Here is a 25899-nt window from a genome sequence, read left to right as displayed (position 1 = left end):
TTGAAATCAACTTGGGAGACTTAACCCTGAATCCGTAAGCAGACGCGGACGTCCAGCAGATGAAAACTGCTTTTGTGGCGAGGGAGCTTGCTCCCGCTGGGGTGCGCTGTAGGAGCTGTCGAGCGAAGCGAGGCTGCGATCTTTTCAGGCCTTGTTGAGTGTTAAGTCAAAGATCAAAAGATCAAAAGATCGCAGCCTTCGGCAGCTCCTACCGCAGCCCAGCGGGAGCAAGCTCCCTCGCCACAAGAGCGGTTCGGCGGTGCGTGTGTCAGGGACTATCTGTGCTCAACGCAACCCATAGGAATAGATACGGCCGTCATTATTGTCGTACCAGTTGCCATTGGCCCAGAACACCCGGTCCTGCGCCGGTTGAAAGCCGAGAATGCCCAGGTAACCGTCGATGGCGAGGCGCTGCCAGGAGCGCCCCCAATCCTTGGAATAGAACACCCCATCGGCGGAGATGTTCGCGTCCGACCACCAGTAGAGCCAGCGCGGTGGATGGTGATCGCTGGTCGTGTTGATCAGCAGGGTGTTCTGGCCCAGCCAGAGATTGTCGCCGCGCACCTGGGTCTGCGATGCCAGGGGTGAAAACACACTGGGCAGCTCACCCATGGTCGTCCAGGTCAGCGCGGCGGTATCCAGTTCGGCGACAACATCTCGCCCGCGGTCACCCTGCTCAATCAGCCCAATCACCCGCCCGGCGTCGTTCTGTATCAGCTTGCTCACAAACAGGTTGTCGGCACGCTGTACGTCGGCCACCTGCCAATGCCCGGCCTTGGCTTGCAACCGGGCCCGTGTGGTGACGTTGATCGCGATATTGTCGCTGACGCCATCCGGATGGACGCCCCAGAAGCGTTGGGACACCCAGATAAAGGCCGTCTGTGCATCCAGTTGCAGGATATTGGTCTGGATTTCCCCATGTTCATCTGTATTCGTGCCCCAGTCAGTGATGTCAGGGCGTTTGCCGTGGGCGTATTTGGCGGGCACCAGCAGCGACTCGGGCGCCATTATCGGCGCGCTGTTCGCCCCCCGATCAGCCGAGTAGAAGACACCGGTGGAAACGGCAGTCGGCTTCTCTTCATCGCCGCCTTCATCCACCGCGTCCGGCGTGCCCACGGCCCAGACTTCATTCGAGCCGTGGAAATAGGGAGCCAGGCTCCAGGCCAACGATTCGGCCTCGGGAAACCAGCCCTTGGTCAACCAGGTCCAGCGCTGGCCTTGATCATCCGTGCGAAAGACCACGGTCTGATCGGGATCATGGGTATTCGCCGTTTCAGGCCGACGAAGGCCCGTGAGCAGGAACACACTGGTGCCGTCGGGGCTGGCCACCATACAAGCGCTGCCGCTGACATGTGCCACCAGCTGAAATTGCCCTTGGGCGTCCAGGCGGGAAATGAAGGTGGTTTCCTTGTCACCATGAGAAAACAAACCGGCAAAGGTTCCAGACTCTTCCGGTTCATTGGGCTGCTTCGGCTGGCCATAGACCAGCGCATCCAGGTCCAACACCTCCGCGGACGGTTCGAGCTCCCGGGCCTCCCTCTCCAGGCGCGCCACCAGCCAGGTTCCCTGTGGCGTCACCGTCACGCCCGTGCAATACGAGGTCATCGCTCGCAACTCGGTGTCCTTCACTTCACCGACTTGTTGCTCGTCAGGACTGTCGCCGCCCAACTCCAGCTTGGCGCTGGCAATCATCCAGATGTACCAGAGCGCGGCACCGGCCAGCAGCGCGACGAACAGTGTGGAGAACAACTTCGATCGAGGCATGAGGCGTCCGTATCCATGGGAAAAATCTGCAGAGCTTTTCTCATCTCTTGCGCCCGGAGTAAATTTTTATCGCACGCGAACGGTTGAACCCGGTCGCATAATTGTCAGCGCTGTGATCCAGTCCACTCTGCCATCGCCATAATGCAGCGCCATAACGCCCTGAAGCGTTGCACCAACGTCCACAAGGAATGCCCGATGCCCCCACGCTCCGCCCCCGCTTCAACCGCTGACGTGCCGCAAGGCACCGGTTTCGTCCGGGTGCGTGGCGCCCGCGAACACAACCTCAAGAACGTCGACGTGGACATCCCCCGCGATGCCCTGGTGGTGTTCACCGGTGTGTCGGGGTCCGGCAAATCGTCGCTGGCCTTCTCCACGCTCTACGCCGAAGCCCAGCGTCGCTACTTCGAGTCCGTCGCACCCTATGCACGACGCCTGATCGATCAGGTGGGCGTGCCGGACGTGGACAGCATCGAGGGCCTGCCGCCGGCAGTCGCCTTGCAGCAACAGCGCGGCACCCCCAGCGCACGCTCATCGGTGGGCAGCGTCACCACCCTGTCGAGCCTGATTCGCATGCTCTACTCCCGCGCCGGCAGCTACCCGGCCGACCAGCCGATGCTCTACGCCGAAGACTTCTCGCCCAACACGCCACAAGGTGCCTGCCAGGAATGCCATGGCCTGGGCCGGGTCTATGAGGTGACCGAAGCGTCCATGGTGCCGGACCCGTCGCTGACCATCCGCGAGCGCGCCGTGGCCGCCTGGCCCATGGCTTGGCAGGGCCAGAACCTGCGGGACATCCTGGTGACCCTGGGCTATGACGTCGACATCCCCTGGCGCGAACTGCCGAAGAAGCAGCGGGACTGGATTCTCTTCACCGAACAAACCCCTACCGTTCCCGTATACGCCGGGCTCACCCCGGCCCAGACCCGCGCTGCTCTCAAACGCAAGCTCGAACCGAGCTACCAGGGCACGTTCAGCGGCGCCCGACGCTACCTGCTGCACACGTTCATGCACTCCCAAAGCGCGCAGATGCGCAAACGCGTGGCGCAATACATGCGCGCCAGCCCCTGCCCCGTGTGCGAAGGCAAGCGCCTCAAGCGCCAGGCGTTGACCGTGACCTTTGCCGGCCTGGACATCGCCGAACTGTCGCACCTGCCGTTGCTTGAACTGGCCGAAGTGCTCAAGCGCGTCCTGGCACCCGACTACCTGGAACAGGCCGAAGAAACCGGGGACGTCCTCAGCCACCAGCAAACCCGAGAAGCCCGCGAGCAACGCGCCGCCAGGGGCGACAACCCGCACGCGGGTGGGCCCGACGCGCGCCACACTCCCAATCTCTCCCTGGAGAAACGCCTGGCCGCCCAACGCATCGCCGCCGAGCTGCTGGAACGGATCGTCACCCTGATCGACCTGGGCCTGGGCTACCTCGCCCTGGAACGCAGCACGCCGACGCTTTCGTCCGGCGAACTGCAACGCCTGCGCCTGGCGACCCAGCTCAATTCCCAGTTGTTCGGGGTGATCTACGTGCTGGACGAACCCTCCGCCGGCCTGCATCCGGCCGACAGCGAGGCGCTGTTTGGCGCCTTGCAACGCCTCAAGGCAGCGGGCAACTCGGTGTTTGTGGTCGAACATGACCTCGATACCATGCGCCGCGCCGACTGGCTCATCGACGTCGGCCCGGACGCCGGCGAACAAGGCGGGAAAGTCCTCTACAGCGGCCCGCCAGCAGGCCTTGGCCAAGTGCCGGAATCACGCACCCGCGCCTACCTCTTTGGTGAGGAACACGTTACGGCACGCAGCCCTCGGACGCCCAGGGATTGGCTGCGCCTGGAAGGCATCACCCGCAACAACCTCGACAACTTGAGCGCGGCCTTCCCCTTGGGTTGCTTCACCGCCGTGACCGGCATCTCCGGCTCAGGCAAATCCAGCCTCGTCAGCCAGGCCCTGCTGGATCTGGTCGGCGCCCACCTGGGCCAAGCCAGCCCCAGCGCCGAACCCGATGAGCAAAGCCTGGAAGACGAACCCGTGCAAACCAGCGGCGGGCGCGTTACCGCTGGGCTTGAAGCGGTCAGGCGGCTGGTGCAGGTGGACCAGAAACCCATCGGCCGCACCCCGCGTTCCAACCTCGCCACCTACACCGGGCTGTTCGATCACGTGCGCAAACTGTTCGCCGCGACAGCGCAGGCGCAAGCACTGGGGTTCGATGCCGGACGGTTTTCCTTCAACGTCGCCAAGGGTCGTTGCGAGACCTGTGAAGGTGAAGGTTTCGTCAGCGTGGAATTGTTGTTCATGCCTAGCGTGTACGCGCCCTGCCCCACCTGCCACGGTGCGCGCTACAACCCGCAGACCCTGGCGGTGAACTGGCAAGGCCTGGACATTTCCCAAGTGCTGCAACTGACCGTAAACCAGGCACTCGAGGTGTTTGCCGAGCAAGCGGCGGCCAGGCGCTCATTGCAGGTGCTGCAGGATATCGGGTTGGGCTACCTGCGCCTGGGCCAACCGGCCACGGAGCTGTCCGGCGGCGAAGCCCAGCGGATCAAGCTGGCGACAGAACTGCAGCGCAAGGCCCGGGGGGCGACGTTGTATGTGTTGGATGAGCCCACCAATGGGCTGCATCCCCAAGACGTGGATCGCTTGCTGGTGCAGTTGAATCGCCTGGTGGAGGACGGTCACACGGTGGTTGTGGTGGAACATGACATGCGCGTCGTGGCGCAGAGTGACTGGGTCATCGACATCGGCCCGGGCGCGGGTTCCCAAGGTGGGAACGTCGTGGCCTGCGGGGCTCCGGAGGAAGTCGCGGCCTGCCGGGAAAGCCGGACGGCGGAGTTTCTGAAAAGGGCTTTGCAGCCTGGAAGATAAAACCTGGCTCAAATCCCCCGTGGCGAGGGAGCTTGCTCCCGCTGGGGTGCGAAGCGCCCCCAATGAAGCTGACGACATCAAACTGATACACCTCGGTGACTGGCCTGGGGGCTGCTACGCAGCCCAGCGGGAGCAAGCTCCCTCGCCACAAGAGCGGTTTTCAGACCGTACGCGAATACTGAACCGTCTGGTCCGCCCCCAGGTACGCGTCGAAAGCCATGGCCACGTTGCGCATCATCAATTGCCCCTGGGGCAACAACACCAGCTCGTCGTCGCGAAGGTCCAACAACCCGTCGCGCACCAGCTCCTGGAGCCGCTCCAGGGCATCGGCGAAGTACTCGGTAAATCGAATTCCGTGGGCGCTCTCGATCCGGCCGAAATCGATGCGTGCGTGACACATCAATTCGCTGATGACCTCGCGCCGCAGGCGATCGTCGTCGCTCAGCCGATAACCACGCTGCACCGCCAGCAAGCCTTGATCCAACCGGGCGTAATACTGGGAAAGCTCCTTGACGTTCTGGTTGTAGCTGTCGCCCACCTTGCCGATCGAGGAGACCCCCAGGCCAATCAGGTCGCAGTCGGCGTGGGTGGAATAACCCTGGAAATTACGCTGCAGGCTGCCCTGGGCGCGGGCGCGCACCAGTTCGTCATCCGGCAAGGCAAAGTGGTCCATGCCGATGTAGACGTAGCCGGCTTCAGTCAGGCGATTGATGGTCAGCTCGAGCAACTCCAGCTTGCGCTCTGGCGGCGGCATGTCTTCTGGTCGGATCATCCGTTGCGCCCGCACCCGTTGCGGCAGGTGGGCGTAGCTGTAGGCCGCGATCCGGTCCGGACGCAGGGCGATGATCTTGCTCAAGGTGACATCGAAACTGGCGACGGTCTGCAAAGGCAGGCCATAGATCAGATCGACGCTGACCGACTTGAAGCGCGCCAGGCGCGCGGCTTCCACCAGCTCGACGACCTGGGTTTCGCTTTGCACTCGATTGACGGCGATCTGCACCTGGGCATCGAAATCCTGGACGCCGAAGCTCAGGCGGTTGAACCCCAGCTGACGCAGGCCTTGGATCTGTTGCGCATCGATGGTCCGCGGATCGACCTCGATGGAAAACTCATGGGCGTCGCTGTCGTCCATGTCGAACGACTGGTGCAGGCAGTCCATCAGGTCGGCCAGTTGCTCATGGGTCAGGTAAGTCGGCGTGCCCCCGCCCAGATGCAGCTGGGTCAGTTTGCGCGAGCGATCGAACAAGCCCGCCTGCAGGGCAATTTCGCGCTTGAGGTAGGTCAGGTATTCGACGGCACGATGGGTCTTGCGCGTGATGATCTTGTTGCATGCGCAGTAATAGCAGAGGCTCTGGCAGAACGGGATATGGATGTACACCGATAATGGCTTGGGCTGCGGCGCCTGGTTGCTGCGCTGGGCAGCCTGCTGGTATTCGTCCATGGCAAAGGCCTGGTGGAACTGCGGCGCCGTCGGATAAGAGGTGTAGCGCGGCCCCGGGCGGTCGTATTTCTCCACCAGGGCACGATTGAAACCGGATGCAGCATTCATGATGGGTTCAACTTTTCAAAAGGGTGTGGGCCTGCGTCATCCAGTCCTGAGTCGAACAGATTGCAGATCGCATCCACGTTCAAGCGCCCGGCGGGCAGGATGCCGATAAACCGGCTCGACAGTTCGATCAATCCCTGGTCATGCAACACTTCCAGCGACGGCCAGACGGACGCGAAATGCTCGCGAAACACCAGGCCGAAGCGTGCCTCGATGGCCAGGATATCCAGCTCCAGGTCACAGGACAGCTGCTCGGTCACGCTCGCCTTGACCTGATCCTGCGCGTCACAGCGCCAGCCGCGACGCACCGGCAACTGCCCGGCGTCCAGCTGTTGGCAATATTGATGCAGGTCGTCGGTGTTCTGTACGTACAGGTGCTCGATCTGAGTAATGGCCGACAGCCCGAAGCCCACGTGATCGCAGCAACCGTGACGGGTAAAACCCTGGCAATTGCGATGCAGGCGTCCGTGCTCCTGGGCCACCGCCAGGTCATCGTCGGCCCTGACGAACTGGCCCAGGCCGATGTAGTGATAACCGGCGCCAATCAGTTGCTCGCAGCAGATCCGCCGCATGGCGTCCTTGTCGGCCGGGCTGCAAAACGCGCCAGCCATCCCGGTGTTCTTCGAGCGGTAACGATAAGGCGCACGGGCATAGTCGAAAACGTGCAGCCGGTCCGGTTCCAGTTCGATCAGCGTCGCCAGTTTCAGGGCGAAACTGCTGGGCGTCTGCCAAGCGTGACCGTAGCCCAGGTCAATGTTGATGGAGCGAAAACCAAAGGTGCGCGCCGCATCGATCAACGAATGGATCGGAGCCGGATTCTGGTAGCAATCGACCGACAGGTCGCTGTCGACGCCAATGTCGGGGACGCCGATGCTGACATGAGTGAAACCCTGGTCACGGATCAGGCCCATGGTCGACCAATCCGTGTGGTGCAGGTCCACCTCGATGCTGTGGTCGCCGCCGTCGTATTCACTGAAGTCGAAGCGCTTGCGCAGGTCACTCATCAACTTCTGCAGATGAGCGATCACCGGTGTGCCACCGGTCAGGCAAAACTGCTCGACGTGCCGCCCTGCGCCCAAGTGGCAACCGACCAGCCCCATCTCATACGTCAGGCGTTGCAGGTAGCCCTCGATCTCGCCGCACCGGCAGTCACTGGCCAGGGGCGAACACGACGCCAGCCGCAAGCGCGAAGGCAGGTGCACCGCCACGGATAGGGGCCGTCGTTTCTGACGGCTGCTGCGCAACCCTCGAAGCAGGTCGAGTGAACCGATGCCTGTGTGGAATCTACGTGTACCGACCGGACAATCGAAATCAGCCACCACAGGCGCACGGCCCGAAGGTCGCTCACCGAGGGTATGGAACGGGTCGAACATGACAATCTCCGAGTGGCTGTGCGCAAGCAGTTTGCGGGGTAACCCGCCGGGTCACCTTGACCTGTATCAAGCGCCTTGGAACCACGTCACCGGCGCTTACCAGGTGACGTAGAACATGGCCTTGGCCAGCAGCACGATCGCGACCATGTGCAGGAACACGCTGGTATGGATGATGTGCACGTAGCGGGCGTTCATGCGCCCGCTCCTGAACAGCCACATAGCCCAGAGGAAATGGCCCAGCACACTGCCCGCCAACAGGATCTTGAGCCCCAGCAGCAAACCGAAGGACGATTGCAACGGTGACGAGAGCACCGGCCAATAGCGCAGCCAGACCATGCCAATGCCCGCGCCGAACAGCACCAGCAGCACCCACGGCATCAACTGCCGGGCGCGTTGGCTGATGCCTTGCTCCAGCAGCACCATGACCTTGGCAGGCAATTGCTTGCGAATGCTCTCCAGGAACAGGACTTCGAAGAAAACCGTGCCGATGAAAACCAGCGCGGCAAACAGGTGCAAGGTCAGAAACAGCGGATAACTCATGGGGTTCCTCAGTCGCCCTCTTCAGTGGGGCGATGGTTTATTCGAGGTTATCGCGCCATCCCGAAAGTGGGGTTGATGCCAATCAAGGAAACCGCACTGCCTGCCACACCACCAAACCCTGTGGGAGCGAGCTTGCTCGCGAAAGCGTCGGATCAGTTGCATCGAGGTTGACTGGTGCACCGCTATCGCGAGCAAGCTCGCTCCCACATTTTGATCTGTGGTTGTCCTGGATTTTTGGCATAGCACGAACTCTGTGGGAGCGAGCTTGCTCGCGAAAGCGTCGGATCAGTTACATCGAGGTTGACTGGTGCACCGCTATCGCGAGCAAGCTCGCTCCCACAGGAAAGAGCATCGTCGGCGTTGAGAAAGCGTCAACGGAACGTTGCGCCTGCGCAACCCATACACAACCGCTGATCAGTTAGTCCGGCTTTTTGACACTTTCCCCGATATGCGGTCACAACTTTTGCGCTCCGTTGGGTCATAACACGAAGGTCGTCGATGGAATGTTGACGTCTACCTAGGTTTAAGCCTGATACGGAGATAAGCTCATGATTTTCAACGTACAAAATTTTGGCGCCAAAGGAGATGGCATCACCGACGACACGGCAGCCATCCAAAGTGCGATTGATGCGGCGGCCGCGGCCGGCGGTGGGCAGGTGTACATGCCGACCGGCACCTACATCGTTTCGGGAGGAGTGGAACCTTCCGATGGCTGCCTGATGCTCAAGAGCAACGTCTATCTGTACGGCGACGGCATGGGCGAGACCACGGTCAAGCTGGTCGACGGCTCCGACACCAAGATCACCGGCATCATCCGCTCGGCCTACGGCGAGGAGACCCACGACTTCGGCGTCAGCAACCTCACCATCGACGGCAACCGTGACAGCACCACCGGCAAGGTCGACGGCTGGTTCAACGGCTACATTCCAGGCCAGGAAGGCTACGATTCCAACGTCACCCTCGACAGCGTCGAGATCAAGGATTGCTCCGGGTACGGTTTCGACCCCCACGAGCAAACCGTCAACATGGTCATCAAGAACAGCGTGTCCCACGGCAACGGCCTGGACGGCTTCGTCGCCGACTTCCTCAGCGACAGCACCTTCGAAAACAACGTCGCCTACGACAACGACCGCCACGGCTTCAACGTCGTCACCAGCACCCACGATTTCACCATGACCAATAACGTCGCCTACGACAACGGCGGCAATGGCATCGTGATCCAGCGCGGCAGCGAGGACATCCCCTCGCCCAACAACATCACCATCACCGGCGGCGAGGTGTATGGCAACGGCGCCGAAGGCGTGCTGATCAAGCTCTCCAGCGAAGTGACCGTCACCGGCGTCGACATCCACGACAACAGCAGCGCCGGGATCCGCATCTACGGCAGCAACCACGTCGAAATCATCGACAACACCCTCAACAATAATTCCCTGGGCGGCGCCGTACCGGAAATCATCATCCAGTCCTACGACGACACCCTGGGCGTGTCCGGCAAGTACTTCAACGGCAGCGATAACACCATCCAGGGCAACATCATCAGCGGCAGCAACCTGTCGACCTACGGCGTTGCAGAGCGCAACGAAGACGGCACCGACCGTAACGCGATCATCGCCAACACCATCAGCCACACGAGCAATGGCGCCACGCTGGTCTATGGCGACGGCAGCTACGTCAGTGCGACGGTGCCGATGACCACCGTGCAAGGAACGGCGGGCAACGACACCCTGCTCGGCAGCGCCGCCAGCGAGATTTTCTATGGCGGCGCGGGCAACGACACGATCAATGGCGCGGCCGGTGGCGACATCCTCGTCGGTGGCGCCGGCATCGACAAACTCACCGGCGGCACCGGTGCCGATACGTTCCGGTTCGTCGCCCAGTCGGACAGTTACCGCAACGCGACCACCAGTTTCGATGACACCATCACCGACTTCGACGTCACCCAGGACAAGATCGACCTCGCCGGCCTCGGTTTCACCGGCCTGGGCAACGGCCGTGGCGGCACCCTGCAGGTCAGCTACAGCGCCAGCAACAACCGCACCTACATCAAGGACTTCGACGCCGATGCCAGTGGCAACCGCTTCGAACTGATCCTCACGGGCAACCTCGCCAGTACCCTGACCGCCAGTAATTTCATCTTCAATCGCGTGATCACCGGCACCAGCGGCAGCGACTCGCTGCTGGGTAGCGATGCGGCCGACACCCTGCTCGGCCTGGCGGGCAATGACAGCCTCAGTGGCGCCGCCGGCGACGACAAGCTCGACGGCGGTGCTGGCATGGACACCCTCACCGGGGGCGCCGGGGCGGACACCTTCGTGTTCGCCAACCGCCTGGACAGCTACCGCAACTACAACACCGGCGGCGCCAACCTCGGCGACCTGATCACCGACTTCAACATCAGCGCCGACAAGATCGACCTCTCGGCCATGGGCTTCACCGGCCTGGGGGACGGCAAGAACAACACCGTGTACCTGGTGCTCAACAGTGCCGGCACCAAGACCTACATCAAGTCCCTGGAAGCCGACGCCAATGGCAACCGCTTCGAAGTGGCGCTGGATGGCAATTACCTCAACACCCTGACCAGCGCCAACTTCGTCTTCGCCACCACCTCGCCGACCAACCAGGCGCCGGTACTGGCAACGCCGCTGGTGGACCAGAACGCGACCGAAAACACTCCGTTCAGCTACGTGGTGCCGGCCACCAGTTTCACCGATCCGGACAACGACAGCCTGAGCTACACCGCCAAACTCGCCAACGGCAGCGCCCTGCCCAGCTGGCTGGTCTTCGATGCCGCCACCCGTACCTTCAGCGGCACGCCACCCGACACCGCGTCGGGCACCTACGCCATCCAGGTCACTGCGAGCGACGGCAGCAACGCCACCGTCAGCGACAGCTTTACCCTCGCCGTGCAGGACGTTCCCACCGCCATTGTGATCAATGGCACGCCGAACAACGACACGCTGACCGGCACCGCAGCCAATGAGCAATTGTTCGGTGGCGCGGGCAACGACACCCTCAATGGCGGCGCCGGCAACGACATTCTGGTCGGCGGCACCGGGGTGGACAAGCTCACCGGCGGCACGGGGGCCGATGTGTTCCGCTACACCTCGAAACTCGACAGCTACCGCACCAGTTCCACCAGCGCCAGTGACCAGATCCTCGACTTCGACCTGACTGCGGACAAGATCGATGTGTCGGCGCTTGGCTATACCGGCCTGGGCAACGGGCTCAACGGCACCCTGCAGGTCACTTACAGTTCGTCGACCAACCGCACCTACCTCAAGGACCTGACGGTCGATGCCAACGGCAACCGGTTTGAGGTGTCGATGGCAGGCAACTTCCTCAGCAGCCTGACGGCCAGTCACTTTGTCTTCGCCGACCAGAACACCCCAACCAACGTGGCGCCGGTCGTGGCCACCCCGCTGCTGGACCAGAACGCCAGTGAAAGCACACCGTTCAGCTACACCGTGGCCAGCAACAGCTTCACCGACGCCAACCAGGATGTACTGACCTACACCGCGACCCTCGCCAACGGCAGCGCCCTGCCCGCCTGGCTGAGTTTCAATGCCACCAGCCTGACCTTCAGCGGCACGCCGACCAGCACTGCGGCAGGCAACTACGACGTGCTGGTCAAGGCCACCGACCCGTCGGGCGCCTCGGTCAGTGACAACTTCGCCCTGGTGGTGGCCGATGCGCCCGCCAACACGATCACCGGCACCAACAATGCCGAGACCCTCAACGGCACGACCGGCGCGGACCTGATCCTTGGCCTGGGCGGCAACGACACGATCAAGGCCGGCACCGGTGCGGACATCGTCGACGGCGGTGCCGGACGCGACTCGCTGTACGGCGGCGACGGTGCCGACACGTTCCGCTACAGCAACCTGCTCGACAGCTACCGCGACTACGACACCGGGGGCGTCACGGCCACCGACACGATTTATGACTTCACCGTCGGCGTCGACAAAATCAACGTCTCGGGGCTGGGCTTTCTCGGCCTCGGCGATGGCAGCAACGGCACGCTGTACATGACCCTGAACGCGGCCGGCGACAAGACCTACATCAAGTCCGCCGAAGCCGATGCCGACGGCAATCGCTTCGAAATCGCCCTCAACGGCAACTACCTCAACACCCTCACCGCCAGCGACTTCGTCTTCGGCGAGCGCGCCCAGCAGGACATTCTCTACCTGCCGACCCTCGGCCAATCCAACGCGCGCCTGCTGCGCATGACCGAGGACGACAACCAATCCGGCACCTCGATGCTGGTCAACGACCTGGACCGCTATACCACCTATGACGTGCGCAGCCAGTTCACCGATGCCGACGGCAACGGCATCGACATCGCGGTGGGCGGCAGCACGGTCAACGGCCTGTCCACACTCAGCGCCGAAGAACTCAAGCTGTGCTGGTGGCTGACCGACACCAACCAACCCGGGCAGGCGCTGTTGCGCGCGGTGACATTGCTGCGCGACCAGCGCACCGAACTGCAGGCGATCGATAACGTCACCATGGGCATCATCTGGGGCCAGGGCGAGGAAGCCGCCCAGGAAATCGCCCGCGCCACGGACAAAGCCGCAGCTGCGGCGGCGTACAAGGCCGCGACCCTGAAAGTCTTCGATTACCTGCACGCCCAGTTCGGCAATTTCAGTGTGTACCTGATGGAAACCGGTCATTACTCAGAAGACGCGGCTCGGGCCCGGGGATATTCGGAAGAGAAGATCGCGTCCATCGTCGAGGGCGTCGGTTATGTGCGCGCCGCCCAGGAAGCCATGGCCGCCGAGCGCGCCGACGTCAAGCTGGCGGTGGACTACACCGACCTGCCCTTGCGCTACGAAGTCGACCCGCTGGTGTATCCCGATGACGTCTGGCACCTGCACGAGGAGTCGGCGGAAATCGTCGGTCAACGCCTGGCGGACTACATTGCCGATGACCTGGGCTTCCATGGCAATCCCAACGACAACAACAGCGTGCAGGACATCTTCGACAACGCCCAGAACCAGGGCGGGATGATCTCCGGTACCGACCAGGACGACACCCTGGTGGGCAGTTCGGGCAACGACACGCTGAACGGCGACCTGGGCGCCGACACCCTCACCGGTGGCGACGGCAACGACATCTACGTGGTCGACAATGCCTTCGACAGCGTGGTGGAAACCAACACCTCGACGTCGCAGATCGACACGGTGCAAGCCTCGGTCAGTTGGACCCTGGGCGCCAATCTGGAAAACCTGGTGCTCACCGGCGTGTCGGAGATCGACGGCACCGGCAATGAACGGCGCAACTTCATCACCGGCAATGCCGCCCATAACGTACTCGACGGCGCTGCGGGGGCCGACAGCATGAGCGGTGGCGATGGCAACGACAGCTACTTTGTCGACAATGCCGATGACAGTGTGATCGAGACCAACAGCAACACCGTGACCGGCGGGATCGACAGCGTACACAGCAGCCTGGCGGCCTATACCTTGGGCAACAACGTCGAGAACCTGTATGTCGATAGCACCGGCGCCGCCAATGGCACCGGCAATGCGCTGGACAATACGCTGTTCGCCGGGGCCGGCAACAATGTACTGGATGGACGCGATGGCATTGACACGGCCAGCTTCGAACGCGCGCTGTCCGGCGTGACCGTCAACCTCTCGACGTCGGCGCAACAGAACACCGTGGGGTCCGGGCTCGACACCTTGAAGTTCATCGAGAACCTGAAGGGAAGCGCCTACGCCGACACGCTGTCGGGGAACAGCGCGGCGAACGTCCTCGACGGTGGGGCCGGCAACGATACGCTGGTGGGTGGTTCGGGCGATGACCGATTGATCGGCGGCGCAGGCACCGACAACCTCAACGGTGGCACTGGCGCGGACACCTACGCGTTTGGTGCGCTGTCGGACATGGGCGTCGGGGCCCTGCGCGATGTGATCAGCGGCTTCAAAAGCGCGGAGTTCGACAAGTTGGACCTCACCGGCCTGGACGCCAACCCGCTGACCGCCACAGTCGATGCCTTCACGTTCATTGGCAGCAACGCCTTCGACCCCACCAACGCCACCGGCCAGCTGCGCTTCGCCGATGGCATCCTCTCCGGCAGTACCAACGCCAACGCCGCCCCCGAGTTCGAATTCGAACTGGTCGGCGTCAAGGAGCTGCACGCCAGCGACTTCACCGCCTGATTGCCCCCTGAGCAGGCTTGCCCGCAATAGCGGCGGCACATTCAGCAAGGATGCTGACTGACCCACCGCAATCGCGAGCAAGCTCGCTCCCACAGGGTCGTGCTGTGCCAGAAAATTCCAGGACAACCACAGATCAAACTGTGGGAGCGAGCTTGCTCGCGAAGGCCTCGGAATATTCAACATTGATGCTGGCTGACCCTCCGCCATCGCGAGCAAGCTCGCTCCCACAGGGGGGCGTGTTGTGCTGAAGGCAAGCACTGGGCCCGGACCGCTTTTGTGGCGAGGGAGCTTGCTCCCGCTCGGCTGCGCTGTAGGAGCTGTCGAGCGAAGCGAGGCTGCGATCTTTTCAGGCCTTGTTGAGTGTTAAGTGAAAGATCAAAAGATCGCAGCCCAGCGGGAGCAAGCTCCCTCGCCACAGGGATAAGTGCAAACTTGAGCACTGATGGTCTAGAACAAGCTTTGTACCTGCTCCAGCACCGCACGATTCATCTGGCCAGTGTGGGTGTGCAGGCTCACATAGCTTTGCAGCATGTCGAGCTTGGTATTGAGCAGGTCTCGACGGGCCTGGAACAGCCGCTGCTGCGCGTCAAGAATATCCACCGTGGAGCGCACACCGCCCTGGAAGCCTTTTTCCGTCGAGGTCAGTGCTCGCTGATTCGACTCCACCGCCCGCTGCATGGCCTTGCTCTTGGTAAACCCGGCGACGACGCCCAGGTAATCGGTCTCGATATCCTCGGCCAGTTGCTGGCGTTGCACGTCGTAGTCGGACTGGGCGCCGGCCAGTTGCGCTTCGGCCTTGGCCACCGAGGCCCGTACCGCCCCGCCGCGGTACAACGGAATATCCAATTGCACACCCACGTAGTAGGTGTCCTGGCGCGGGTCGAGTTCCTGGTATTGACGGGTTTCCCGGCGGGTCAACTGGGTGGTCAGCGACAAGGTTGGATAATGCCCGGCGCGCTGGCTGTCAGCCTGGGCCTCGGCGACTTTCACCGCCGCCAGCCGGGCAGCCAGCTCGGGGCTGGCTTCACGGGCAATCGCCGTCCAGTACGGCAAGTCCTGCTCCGGCGGGATCGGACTACCGGCGGCCAGTTCTTCGCGCATCGGCAGGATGTCATCGATGGGCACGCTGGCACGCCCGGACAAGGCCCGCAACGCCGCCACGCGACGCGCCTGGGCTTCAGCCTCCTGGGCTTGCACCAGGTCGAGCCGCGCCTGGGCTTCGTCGATATCGGTGATCGCGCCTTGGCCGCCTTCATAAAGCTTTTTACTTTGAACGACCAAACCTTGGATGGCGCTCTTCTGCTGGACGATCAACTTGATCTCGTTCTCGGCCCGAGCGACATCGAAATACCCCTTCGCCACCCGGTCATACAGGGTCTGGCCGGCCACATCGAACACCTGGGTGCCCAGTTGACCGCGCGCCTTGCCCTCCTGATACGCCGCCCAGCGTGCCTTGTCGTAGAGTGGCTGTTGCGCCGCCAGGGTCACGTTGTTCGCCTGGTAATCGTTGCTGTTGACGTAGGTGTTGTCGTCACCGCCGTCGGTCCGCCCGCCGTAGCCGTAGCGCGAGCTTAGCGACACTTGCGGGTAAAGGCCGCCACGCCCGATGTCCTCTTCATGCCGCGAAGCTTCAAAAGCGTGGGCAGCCGACTGCACGGTCGGATCGTTGAGGCGCGAGGCATCATAGGCGGCGGTCAGGCTCAGGCCTCCCTCGGCGGCCCACACCGGACTGAGCGCCGCCCAACCCGCACACAGGCTCAGCAATACGCGCAAACGGTAGCGACAACGATCGACCATGCTCATTCCTCCTTGAAGGCTGCAAGCAAGCGTTCACGCAAAGGCTTCATCAGGTAATTCATCAAGGTGCGCTCGCCCGTCACCACCGTGACGTCGGCGAGCATGCCCGGGCGCACCAGCAGGCCGGCGCTCTGCAACGCAACCACGGTGTCGGCGGGAATCTCGACCTTGGCGGAGAAGTACGGTTGGTGTGTCTGCTCATTGATCAACTGGTCCGCCGACACCGTCGTCACCGTGCCGGTCACCGTCGGCGTATCCACCCGTTGCAGCGCGGTGAAATGCACATGCACCGGCAGGCCCGGGCGCAGTTTGTTGGCCATCAGCGGCTCGAAACGCGCGGTGATCGCCATTGGTGCATCCAGCGGCACGACCTGCATCAGGGTCTGGCCGGCCTGTGCCACACCGCCGACGGTATGAATGCTCACGTCCATGACTTGCCCGGCCACCGGCGCACGGATCGCACCGTTGTCGACTTCAAACTGCAAGGCACGAATCTGATCGGCATAACCGGCGGCCTCGGCCGAGACTTCGCTGAGCTGGGTTTCGGCATCGCGACGGAACTCCTGCTGCGTCTGCAAGGCCTTGAGCCGGCTTTCGTTGATCGCCTGGCGAGTCCTGCCGACATCACCCACCCCCGAGGCGATCTGCCCCGCCAACTGGGCTGCGTTGCGCTCGGCCTCGAAGAGTTTGTTGCGCGGAACGTAGCCCTCCCGGGCCAAATCACGCAGGCCTTCGAGCTCCTGCTGCTGGAAGCGCATCTGCGCGTCGTAGTTGCGCTTGACGCCTTCGTAGCCAAGCAATTGCTGCTGCAAGGCCGCGGCTTCGTGCTCGATGATCTGCAAGCGGCTGCCCAGCTCCGCGCGGCGGGTGATGAACAACTGGCTCTGCAAGGCCATGGCCGCCTTGACTCGCGGTTCGTCGGCGTGGGCCAGCAGGTCCGCGGGCCATTGGATCTCGGCGTTGCCCAGGCGCTCGGCAATCAAGCGCGCTTCGATGCTGCGATCATTGAGAAGCTTGCCCAGGGTCACGTCCAGTTGCGATTGCGCCTGCACCGTATTGAGCTGCACGAGCAATTGCCCCTGGGTGACGCGGTCGCCGTCGCTGACCAGTAGCTTTTCCACTACTCCGCCGACCAGCGACTGCACGGCCTTGCGCTCCCCCGCCACCACCACGGTGCCACTGCCTACCACCCCTTGGTCGAGCGGCGCCAGGCAGGCCCAGAGCAGGAAACCGCCCAGCGTCAGGACCAGGAATCCCACGCCATAACGCGCCGCGCTCCCGGCGTCGGTGCTGGCGCTGGGCAGCGTCGTGGTGCTGCGCACGCTCAGCCCTTGCTCGCTATACGCTTGCGCCCCCGGAGTCAGATCACGCATCGCCGCCCGCCTCCCTGACCGCGGCCGGTCTCGGCCCCGGCATCAATGCCTTGAGCACCCGGTCCCGAGGGCCGAACGCTTGTTGAGTACCGTCCTTGAGCACCAGGATGTGATCGACCACCGCCAGTACGTTGGGACGGTGGGTAATCAACACCACGGTACTGCCAGCCGCCTTGAGCGTACTGATGGCCTGCACAAGCGCCAATTCTCCGGCTTCATCGAGGTTGGAGTTGGGCTCATCGAGCACGATCAGCGATGGCCGCCCGTAGAGCGCGCGAGCCAGGCCCAGGCGTTGTTTTTGCCCACCGGACAAGCCAAGCCCACCAGGGCCCAGCGGCGTGTCGTAGCCCTTGGGAAAGCGCAGGATCATTTCGTGGATGCCGGCATGACGCCCGGCGGCGATGATCTTGTCGGCGTCCTGCTCACCGAAGCGGGCGATGTTGTCGGCGACCGTGCCATCGAACAACTCGATGTCCTGTGGCAGGTATCCAAGGTAGGGACCCAAGGCGTCGTGGGACCACTGGCTGATCTCGGCATCGTCCAGCCGCACCGACCCGCCCATGGCCGGCCAGACCCCGACCAAGGCGCGCGCCAGTGTCGATTTACCACTGGCGCTGGGCCCGACCACCGCCAGCACATCGCCTTTGGCGAGGCTGAAATTGATCCCGCGCAGGATCGGCTGCGAAGCACCTGGCGGACCGACATACAACTGTTCCAGGCGCACCGCGCCGGTGGGCGGTGGCAACGGCATGCGCAGGCGCTCGCGCGGGTGCTGGGCCAGCAGTTGGCTCAGGCGCTGGTAGCTCTGGCGCCCGGCGTTGAATTGTTTCCACGAGCCGATGGCGATTTCCACGGGCGCCAGGGCCCGCCCCAGCAACAGCGACATCGCAATCATCATGCCCGCCGACAGTTGGCCTTCGAGCACCAGCAAGGCTCCCAGGCCCAGGGACAGGGACTGCCCGGAGATGCGCACGAACCGCGTCGCCGAGGTGATGCGCGCGCCGCGGTCGCTGGCATGGGCCTGGGCGGCAATGATGCGCTGCTGCAACAAGCTCCAGCGCTGGCGCAATGGTCCAAGCATGCCCAGGGCCTGGATGACTTCGGCATTCTGCAGCGTGCTGTTGACATAGATCGACGACTGCACCCCCAGGCGATTGGCTTCGCCCAGGCGCGTGCGCGTCGCCAGTTCACCCCATAGCGCCAAGCCGATCAGCACCAGGGCGAGCACCAGCGTCAGCACGCCGAACCAGGGATGAAAGATGAACGCCACCAGCAGGAAGATCGGCAGCCAAGGGGCGTCGAGCAACGCGATCAAACCCTGCCCGGTGATCAACTGGCGCAACGTCGCCAGGTCGGTGAGCACCTGCGCCGGGTTGGCGTTGTGCTCGCGCAGGCTGCGGGCAAAAGCGGCGTCGAAAATCCGCTCGCCCAAGGCTTCGTCCAGCCCCGCGCTCATGCGAATCATCACCTCGCCACGGACCCACTCGATCAGGGCACTGAACATGAACAGCCCCAGGGCCATCAAGGTGAGCATGAACAAGGTGGTTTCGTTGCGGCTGGTCAGGACCCGGTCGTAGACCTGCATCATGTAGAGCGACGGCACCAGCACCAGCAGATTGATCACGCCACTGAACAATGCCAGCGCCCAGAACACCCGGCGGTAGCTCAATAAGGCAGCATCAATGTCATGACGCGGATCGAGTAGAAACCCCATGGGAAATCGCCTGCAAGAGAAATGGTCGGTCCAGGACGCAATCCATCGCAAGGCTTTTTTCCCGAGAGTGATCGAGAAAAAACTAATCCAGCTGGCGTGCTGTTATCAGGGGCGATCCTCATCCCTACAGGCGCCAATTACTGACAACGCAGGCGCGGGTTAGTGCCGGTTTGCAGGGGTGTGCTTGCAAGTGGGTGACAGGCGGACGGGCCGCGCTTCAAGACGGAGGTTTTTGCGTCCTGAATGGGCTGAAAAGGCGGTTTTGTTGACGCCAGTAACGTGACGTCAACAGGGCAGAAATGACAGGCTAACCGAGGGAGGCGACGCTCTCAGGCTGGGGCGAATGCCGCGATGTTGCCAGGCCGATAAAGGAAATGATCAGCGCCAGGCCCAGGGTGGTACTGACCTCGCTGCGGTGCTCGGGCGTGACCATCATGACCGCCAGCGCCGCCGAGATGAACACGATGACCAACCACGTCAGCCAGGGGAACAACCACATGCGAAAAGGCAGCTCGATATTCTGCCGTTGCAACATCCGGCGCATGCGCAGTTGCGAGATGGCGATCACCAGATACACCAGCAAGGCGATCGCGCCGGAGCTGGCGAGCAGGAACTGGAACAGGCCGGCGGGCATGAAGTAGCTGAACAAGGTGACACCCGCGCCCAGCACGGTACTGGCAATCACCGCCGACCGTGGCACACCGGCCGAGGACGTGACCTTCAGTGCCTTTGGCGCATCGCCGCGGCGCCCCAGGGAGTACAGCATCCGCGAGGCGATGTAGATCGAGGAGTTCATGCAACTGGCCACGGCGATCAACACCACCACGTCCACCAGGAATTTGGCGTGGGGAATGTTCATCAGCTCCAGCGCCCGCTGGTAGGAACCCACTGAAGCCAGGAGCGGATCGTTCCAGGGGACCACGGAAATGACCACGAAGATCGACAGCAGGTAGAACACACCAATGCGCCAGATCACCGAACGGGTGGCCTTGGCAATGTTCTGCGCAGGGTTATCGGATTCGGCTGCTGCGATGGTCACTGCCTCCGTACCGATGAAGCTGAACATGATGGTAATGAACGCGCCCACCACCGCCGACAGGCCATTGGGGGCGAACCCGCCATGCTCCTCCATCAAGCGACTCAGGCCGCTGGCTTCACGCTCGGGAATCCACCCCATCAGCACCGCGAAACCCAGGGAGATGAAGCCGATGATTGCCACGACCTTGGCCATGGCGAACCAGAACTCGAACTCGCCGTATTTGGACACGCTGAACAGATTCGTCACGGCCAACAGAACGATCGACACCGAGGCGAACAGCCAGGCATCAACGGCGGGAAACCACTGGTTCAGCACATGACCGGCGGCCAACGCTTCGATGGGAATCACCAGCACCCAGAACCACCAGTAGAGCCAACCGATGGTGAAGCCTGCCCAGCGTCCGATGGCCTGGTCGGCATAGGTGGAGAAGGAGCCGGTGTCCGGATTGGCAACCGCCATCTCGCCCAGCATGCGCATGACCAGGACCACCAACAGCCCGGAGAACAGATAGGCCAGCATGACGGCCGGGCCGGCGGCGGCAATGGCATGGCCCGATCCCACGAACAGACCCGCACCGATGATTCCGGCAATAGACAGCATGGTGACGTGACGAGGCTTGAAGCCCTGTGCCAAATGGCCGTTCGAATCCTTGAAGCTGGGGCTGGTCATTTTCTTATTCTCTTGTGATCGAACATTGAGACGCGCTTAGGGACGGTCGGTGCTTGTGATTTCATCCTCTCCTGAAGACGGTCCCCGTCGCGAACGTGTGCATGGCCGTTGAAAAGTCGCGCCACGTTACCTGTCTTCCCTCCCGAGTTAGTTACCTGAACGCGCCATCCCCGTGCCTGATTTCGCCAAGTAGGAATGGCGTTTTGCCTCATGCCAGGCGTCTGGATCGCGGCATTCAGCCCCGTCCTTGAGGGAGAGCCATGAAATAAACCCTTTAAAAACTTTACTGGGTTAAGTATTTTGCATGCCTATGCCCGGTCTGTTGTTAACCAGGAACCCTGTGGGAGCGAGCTTGCTCGCGATGGCGGTATTTCAGTCGACTTCAATGCGACTGATCCAACGCTATCGCGAGCAAGCTCGCTCCCACAGGGCTGGTGTACCAAGGCCTTTAATCGCTGCTTTCCAACAAGGACCTCCCGTGAGCGGACTGCGTGAACGTCAAAAAGCCGAACGCCGCCAAGCCATCAGCAAGGCGGCGGTCGAACTGTTCGAGCGCCAGGGTTTCCAGAACACCACCATCGAGCAGATCGCCAACCAGGCCGGTGTATCGGCGCCTACCGTCTTCAAGTACTTCGGCAACAAGCAGGAGATCATCCTGGAGATCCTGCACGACGCCGACCAGCGCGCACTCACGGACACCCGCAACCAGATCCCTGAAATCGAAGACCCGGTCGAAGCACTGTGTTATCTGGAACGACTGTTGACCGGTTACGCGCTGGAGGTCATGCATCCGAGCCTTTGGCGCGAGTTGCTGCCGCTGATTCTGTTTGGCGGCGACAACGGGCTGCCCGAGGGTTATCGCGCCATGAACGATGCGCTCAGGGCCGAAATCAGTGGGCTGATCAGGGAATTGCAACAGGCCGGAAAGCTGCGCGCCGACCTCGACGTCGACCTCGCCGCCTTCCTGTTGAACGACTATTCGCACTTGCAGCTGTTCAGGTTGGTCAACCAGGAACAGCCGGACATCGAGGCCCACTCTACCCAGGTCCGACGTATCACCGAATTGCTCTTCCTGGGCATGCGCGCCTGAGCGAACACTTCACCGATACGAACACTCCACCGATACGGACCCGGCGCCGCAACGCCGGGTCACACTGATCAGCGATGCGTCTTGATGCTGGTCCAGGTGCGGGTGCGGATCCGCTCCACCGCCGCCGGCACCGGCTCCAACGCGAACAGAGTCTTGCGCGCCTCGTCCGGTATATACATGGCGGGGTTGTTGCGAATTTCAGCATTGACCAGCGTCGTGGAGTCCTTGTTCGGGTTGGGGTAACCGATCTTGTTGCTGATCCGGGCAATGACGTCGGGACGCAAGATGTAGTTGATGAACGCGTAAGCCTCCTTGGCATGAGGCGCATTGGTGGGCACCATCATCACGTCCGACCACATCGGTGCGCCTTCCTTGGGCAGCGCCATCTCCACCTTGACCCCCTTCCCTGCGTCTTCGGCCAGTCGCTTGGCCAGGGCCACCCCACCGGACCAACCCACCCCGACACAGATCTCACCGTTGGCCAGGTCCATGCCATAGCGCGATGAATTGAAGTAGGTGATGTACGGTCGAACCTTGAGCATGGCTGCCTGTGCCTTGGCGTAATCCTCACGTTTCTCGCTGTTGGGGTCCAACCCTTCGTAGTGCAAGGCAATGGGCACGATCTCGTTGGCGGCGTCCAGCAGACCCACGCCACAACTGGCCAGCTTGGCCATGTTCTCTTCCTTGAACAGGATGTCCCAGGTGTTCATTTGCACATCGGCACCCAGCACCTGGCGCACCTTGTCGACGTTGTAGCCGATCAGGGTCGTGCCCCACAGGTACGGCGCCGCATAGCGGTTACCCGGGTCGCCCACCGCTTCCAGGGACTTCATGAACTCGGGGTCCAGATGCTCCCAGTTCGGCAGTTGGCTGCGGTCCAGGGGTTGGACGGCACCGGCGGCAATCAGGTGGCTGACGTTGGAACTGCTCGGGTAGACCACGTCATACCCGGAGTTGCCGGTCAGGAGTTTGGACTCCAAGGTCTCGACGCTGTCGAACACATCGTAGATGGGACGGATGCCGGTTTCCTCCTCGAAACTCTTGAGGATTTCAGGCGGCAGGTACTCGATCCAGTTGTAGATTCGCACCGTCCGCTCTTCGGCCAGGCTTGCGCCACTGACCAGCATCGAAACGACAGCGCCCAACAAGGTATTACGCAAAGATGTACGCATGATCAAACACTCCAGCGCGGCCGCGAAGGCTCGCGGCACTTAATAGCGGTAGGTGAAGTAGAGTTCCAGCGCGCTGAATTTCCGGTCGTCGCCGAAGATTTGCTTGGCCGCTGCCATCGGCTTGACCCAGTTATAGGACAGCGAGGTGGACAGCGACTTCGAAGGCGCCCAATCCAGGAAGACTACACTCTCGTCGGCAAACCGTTTGTCGCTGACGGCGGTGCCCATGTAGTTTTTTTCGTCGAGCCAGAACTGGTAGTGGATCGCACCGAGCGTAAGGGTTTCGTTGAGGTGGGTCTTGAGTGAGAACTGCTGGACGTTTTCGTTGCTGTTGAACAGCAGGTAGTTGCCGACGACATCACCGATCAGCCAGGTGCTCCAGTCGACGAAGCCCTTGCTCAACGGATCCCAGGCTTTCTGTCGGTTGTCCGTGAGGTTGTCGTCGCCGGAAAAGCTCGCGTAGCGGTAGCCGATCACCGGGGTCAACGGCAGCGTGCCGAAGGTGTAATCCGCCTGGCCGTACCAGGCCTTGGCGTCGTAATCCACGCCTTCGCCGCTGCCTCGCTCCAGGGCGTATTCGGCATTGAGGGTCAGGTCCGCGATGCCCGGCAGCTTGGCGTTCAACGCCCTGACGTTGTACACCAGCATGCCATCGCGGCGGCGCGGCAACGTGCTGCCCTTGGGCCCCATGGCCTTGACCTTCAACGCGGTGGCGCCCAGCGTCACCTGGTCGTCGAGGTTGTAGTCCAGGTTCACGCCACTCATGCGGAAATCACCCAGGTCGCTGTCGGTGCCCAGGCTGAAGCCCTGGACCTTCAACGCGCCATGGTCCCAGGCGATCACCGCCGAATCCTTGAAGGCGGTGCGTGGGGCGAGCCAGTAGGCGCCGTCGTTCAACTGGTCGAGGTTGCCATCCATCACGATGAAACCGTTGCCGATCATGTAGTTCTGGCGACCGCCCGTGACCGTCCACTCCCCGGCCCGGAAACCGCCATAGAACTCTTCGGTCGACACCTTGCCGTCGGAGCTACGGGTGAAGCCACCGGCATCGCCATCACCGAAGGTGGTCGCGCCCACCAGGGAGCCGCCAGCCAACAGGCTGAAATCCGGCTGCACGGCGTATTCCAACTTGATGCCCGGCTTGACGTAGAACTCCTGCCAGTCGATTTTCGTGCCGCCATTCTTGCCGCTGCGCATGTCCACCACGCCGCCGCCAAAATTGACGTTGCGGGTGGACAGGGCTGCGCCACCGGCCGTTAAGTTGACTTCGCCCTTGAGGTTGCCCTCCTCGAAGGTGTAGCCCGCCCAGGCAACCTGGGCGGTCAAGGGTAACCCGAGCACGAGGAACGTTCGGGACAAACGCATCATGGAAACCATATGGAGCTCCTGTGTGATTATTGTTGTTACAGGGCAGTAAATGGCGGCGCAAACCCGCGCCAACACCTGGTGGGGCCAGGTGAGCGGAACGCAAAATTGTTGTGTTTATCGGGTGAAGTCAGGGCGTCAGGTGTGCCGCGATGGCGCGCAACATGCGCACGCTGTCGCCGTCGAATGGGCTGACAGCCTCGCCCAGGGACGACTGCTTGACGATCACCACGCCGGACGGTTTGTCGATGAACAGGTATTGACCATGGATGCCACCGGCCATGAGCGCCTGGCTGTGGTCGTTGAAGACATACCATTGGCTGCGGTAGGACGCGCCTGGGGTCCAGCTCGAGAAATCGGCGCATGCGGCATAGATCGCCGGGTCGGCCCCTGCGGCGATGCCGGCGAGGGCCTCGGCCGAGAGCAGTTGTGTCCCACCCTGGCGGCCATCGTTGGCCAGCAGGCGACCGAAGCGCGCCATGTCACGCAAGGTCGCACTGAAACCGGCACCGGCGACGCTGCGGCCCCAGGGATCGGCCAGGAAGTAGCCGTCACGCTCACAACCCAACTGGCTCCAGACCTCTTGCAGCAACTGGTGACAAGCCTTGCCAGACGCCCGCTCCATGACCCAGGCCAACGCCTCGGTGGTGGCCGTCACGTAATGGAAAAAGCCGCCGTGACTGCCGCGTTTCCTCAGTGAGGGCAAGTACTGATACAGGGATTCGAAGGTCGCGTACTGCGCTGGCGCCGGCTGGAAACCACAGGCGTAACCGTATTGGGAACTCTCTGAATCCGGATCCTCATAGACCTCGCTGTAATCGACGGCCACCGCCATGTCGAACAACTGGCGCACGGTCGCATCGCCGAACGCGCTGCCCGCCAGTTCCGGTACGTAATGGGTGGCGGTCAACGTAGGGTCCAGCAGGCCTTCGCAGACCAGTTGCTCGCCCAAGGCACCGATCAGCGACTTGGTCACCGAAAACATGATGTGTCGGTCCTCGGGACACTGGCCGTTGAAGTAGCGCTCAAACAGGACGGTGTCGCCCTGCAGGACCAGGAAAGCATCGGTCTGGCTGGCGACCAGGTGATCGATCACGCTGATGCTCAAGCCACACTCGCTGTCGAAGTGCAGCTCATCCAGCGGCTGGAGCGCCTGCTTGAACGCGCTGACCGGCCCGCTGCCGGCCTGCACGTCGATGGAAGGACGCAAGCGCGCCAGGTTGCGGAAACCCCATTGGCTGAACGGTGGGCTCATCCAGTTGTGCCAGGTGACGCGGCGGTGGGGTTCGGCGGGAAAGCCTTGCATGAGCGAAGGCGCCAGGCGTGCGTCAAATGGCGATTCGTGAGTCTCGACGTAAAGACTGGCCAGTGAAGGCACGGTGTTCTGATTCATCGGGTTGCCCCTGCAAAATGACTCTGCGTGAAAGCAGATGCAGGGAAATA

At 62.4% G+C, this 25899-nt stretch carries 14 protein-coding genes; 3 read left to right on the top strand and 11 right to left on the bottom strand.

All coding sequences use genetic code 11. The annotated features are described in order from the left end of the window. Positions 1-285: 285 nt before the first annotated feature. The gene (locus QMK47_RS14010) at positions 286-1764 is read right to left on the bottom strand and encodes a hypothetical protein (RefSeq protein ID WP_320390435.1); all 1479 of its coding nucleotides are present in this window, start codon (positions 1762-1764) and stop codon (positions 286-288) included. 195 nt (positions 1765-1959) lie between these two features. Between QMK47_RS14010 and QMK47_RS14005 the strand changes: the two genes are divergently transcribed. Beyond that, positions 1960-4617 (top strand): excinuclease ABC subunit UvrA, encoded by a 2658-nt coding sequence (locus QMK47_RS14005; RefSeq protein WP_320390434.1) that lies wholly within the window; start codon positions 1960-1962, stop codon positions 4615-4617. 160 nt (positions 4618-4777) lie between these two features. Here QMK47_RS14005 and hemN read toward each other — a convergent pair whose 3' ends face one another. From hemN to QMK47_RS13990, 3 genes are all read right to left on the bottom strand, one after another. Next, entirely contained in the window at positions 4778-6166 is a 1389-nt protein-coding gene (gene hemN / locus QMK47_RS14000; RefSeq protein WP_320390433.1) for an oxygen-independent coproporphyrinogen III oxidase, read from the bottom strand. Beyond that, positions 6163-7536 carry a coproporphyrinogen III oxidase gene (locus QMK47_RS13995; RefSeq protein ID WP_253474366.1) on the bottom strand — a complete coding sequence of 458 codons (1374 nt, stop codon included), beginning with the start codon at positions 7534-7536 and terminating at the stop codon, positions 6163-6165. The genes hemN and QMK47_RS13995 overlap by 4 nt, the downstream gene beginning before the upstream one ends. Positions 7537-7632: 96 nt before the next feature. After that, complete coding sequence (locus QMK47_RS13990) at positions 7633-8076, bottom strand: CopD family copper resistance protein (protein ID WP_214512260.1); 444 nt, start codon at positions 8074-8076, stop codon at positions 7633-7635. A gap of 548 nt (positions 8077-8624) precedes the next feature. On the opposite strand from QMK47_RS13990, the gene QMK47_RS13970 reads away from it, so the two are divergent. Further along, complete coding sequence (locus tag QMK47_RS13970; protein WP_413817776.1) at positions 8625-14237, top strand: putative Ig domain-containing protein; 5613 nt, start codon at positions 8625-8627, stop codon at positions 14235-14237. Positions 14238-14684: 447 nt separating this feature from the next. On the opposite strand, the gene QMK47_RS13965 is transcribed toward QMK47_RS13970, so the two are convergent. The 4 genes from QMK47_RS13965 to gabP all read right to left on the bottom strand — a co-directional run bounded on the left by QMK47_RS13965 (position 14685) and on the right by gabP (position 20829). Further along, positions 14685-16034, bottom strand: coding sequence for a TolC family outer membrane protein (locus QMK47_RS13965; RefSeq protein ID WP_253474363.1), 1350 nt, complete (start codon positions 16032-16034; stop codon positions 14685-14687). A gap of 2 nt (positions 16035-16036) precedes the next feature. Continuing rightward, entirely contained in the window at positions 16037-17407 is a 1371-nt protein-coding gene (locus tag QMK47_RS13960) for an HlyD family type I secretion periplasmic adaptor subunit (RefSeq protein WP_320390432.1), read from the bottom strand. Continuing rightward, positions 17400-19121, bottom strand: a complete 1722-nt coding sequence (locus QMK47_RS13955) for a type I secretion system permease/ATPase (protein ID WP_253474360.1) — start codon at positions 19119-19121, stop codon at positions 17400-17402. The genes QMK47_RS13960 and QMK47_RS13955 overlap by 8 nt, the downstream gene beginning before the upstream one ends. Before the next feature lie 307 nt (positions 19122-19428). Beyond that, positions 19429-20829 (bottom strand): GABA permease, encoded by a 1401-nt coding sequence (gabP, locus tag QMK47_RS13950; RefSeq protein ID WP_214512255.1) that lies wholly within the window; start codon positions 20827-20829, stop codon positions 19429-19431. 478 nt (positions 20830-21307) lie between these two features. Between gabP and QMK47_RS13945 the strand changes: the two genes are divergently transcribed. After that, entirely contained in the window at positions 21308-21919 is a 612-nt protein-coding gene (locus tag QMK47_RS13945; RefSeq protein ID WP_253474357.1) for a TetR/AcrR family transcriptional regulator, read from the top strand. A 68-nt stretch (positions 21920-21987) separates the two neighbouring features. On the opposite strand, the gene QMK47_RS13940 is transcribed toward QMK47_RS13945, so the two are convergent. The 3 genes from QMK47_RS13940 to QMK47_RS13930 form a co-directional block, all read right to left on the bottom strand. Next, on the bottom strand, positions 21988-23091 hold the full coding sequence (locus tag QMK47_RS13940; protein WP_253474354.1) for a polyamine ABC transporter substrate-binding protein: 1104 nt from the start codon (positions 23089-23091) through the stop codon (positions 21988-21990). A 39-nt stretch (positions 23092-23130) separates the two neighbouring features. Beyond that, positions 23131-24468, bottom strand: coding sequence for an alginate export family protein (locus tag QMK47_RS13935; RefSeq protein WP_320390431.1), 1338 nt, complete (start codon positions 24466-24468; stop codon positions 23131-23133). Positions 24469-24586: 118 nt separating this feature from the next. Further along, the gene (locus QMK47_RS13930; RefSeq protein ID WP_320390430.1) at positions 24587-25849 is read right to left on the bottom strand and encodes a serine hydrolase; all 1263 of its coding nucleotides are present in this window, start codon (positions 25847-25849) and stop codon (positions 24587-24589) included. Positions 25850-25899: the final 50 nt, after the last annotated feature.

The sequence above is a fragment of the Pseudomonas sp. P9_35 genome, assembly GCF_034008205.1.
Taxonomy (GTDB): domain Bacteria; phylum Pseudomonadota; class Gammaproteobacteria; order Pseudomonadales; family Pseudomonadaceae; genus Aquipseudomonas; species Aquipseudomonas kilonensis.
The sequence above is the reverse complement of the archived record's forward strand: the minus strand, read 5'-3'. Positions and strand labels throughout refer to the sequence as shown.

Excerpts from the sequence above, each read along its gene's own strand:
- QMK47_RS13960 (WP_320390432.1), bottom strand. The coding sequence starts at position 17,407 with ATGCGTGATCTGACTCCGGGGGCGCAAGCGTATAGCGAGCAAGGGCTG.
- QMK47_RS13970 (WP_413817776.1), top strand. The coding sequence starts at position 8,625 with ATGATTTTCAACGTACAAAATTTTGGCGCCAAAGGAGATGGCATCACC.
- QMK47_RS14010 (WP_320390435.1), bottom strand. The coding sequence starts at position 1,764 with ATGCCTCGATCGAAGTTGTTCTCCACACTGTTCGTCGCGCTGCTGGCC.
- QMK47_RS13940 (WP_253474354.1), bottom strand. The coding sequence starts at position 23,091 with ATGCGTACATCTTTGCGTAATACCTTGTTGGGCGCTGTCGTTTCGATG.
- gabP (WP_214512255.1), bottom strand. The coding sequence starts at position 20,829 with ATGACCAGCCCCAGCTTCAAGGATTCGAACGGCCATTTGGCACAGGGC.
- QMK47_RS14005 (WP_320390434.1), top strand. The coding sequence starts at position 1,960 with ATGCCCCCACGCTCCGCCCCCGCTTCAACCGCTGACGTGCCGCAAGGC.
- QMK47_RS13955 (WP_253474360.1), bottom strand. The coding sequence starts at position 19,121 with ATGGGGTTTCTACTCGATCCGCGTCATGACATTGATGCTGCCTTATTG.
- QMK47_RS13990 (WP_214512260.1), bottom strand. The coding sequence starts at position 8,076 with ATGAGTTATCCGCTGTTTCTGACCTTGCACCTGTTTGCCGCGCTGGTT.
- QMK47_RS13995 (WP_253474366.1), bottom strand. The coding sequence starts at position 7,536 with ATGTTCGACCCGTTCCATACCCTCGGTGAGCGACCTTCGGGCCGTGCG.
- QMK47_RS13935 (WP_320390431.1), bottom strand. The coding sequence starts at position 24,468 with ATGGTTTCCATGATGCGTTTGTCCCGAACGTTCCTCGTGCTCGGGTTA.
- QMK47_RS13965 (WP_253474363.1), bottom strand. The coding sequence starts at position 16,034 with ATGGTCGATCGTTGTCGCTACCGTTTGCGCGTATTGCTGAGCCTGTGT.
- hemN (WP_320390433.1), bottom strand. The coding sequence starts at position 6,166 with ATGAATGCTGCATCCGGTTTCAATCGTGCCCTGGTGGAGAAATACGAC.
- QMK47_RS13930 (WP_320390430.1), bottom strand. The coding sequence starts at position 25,849 with ATGAATCAGAACACCGTGCCTTCACTGGCCAGTCTTTACGTCGAGACT.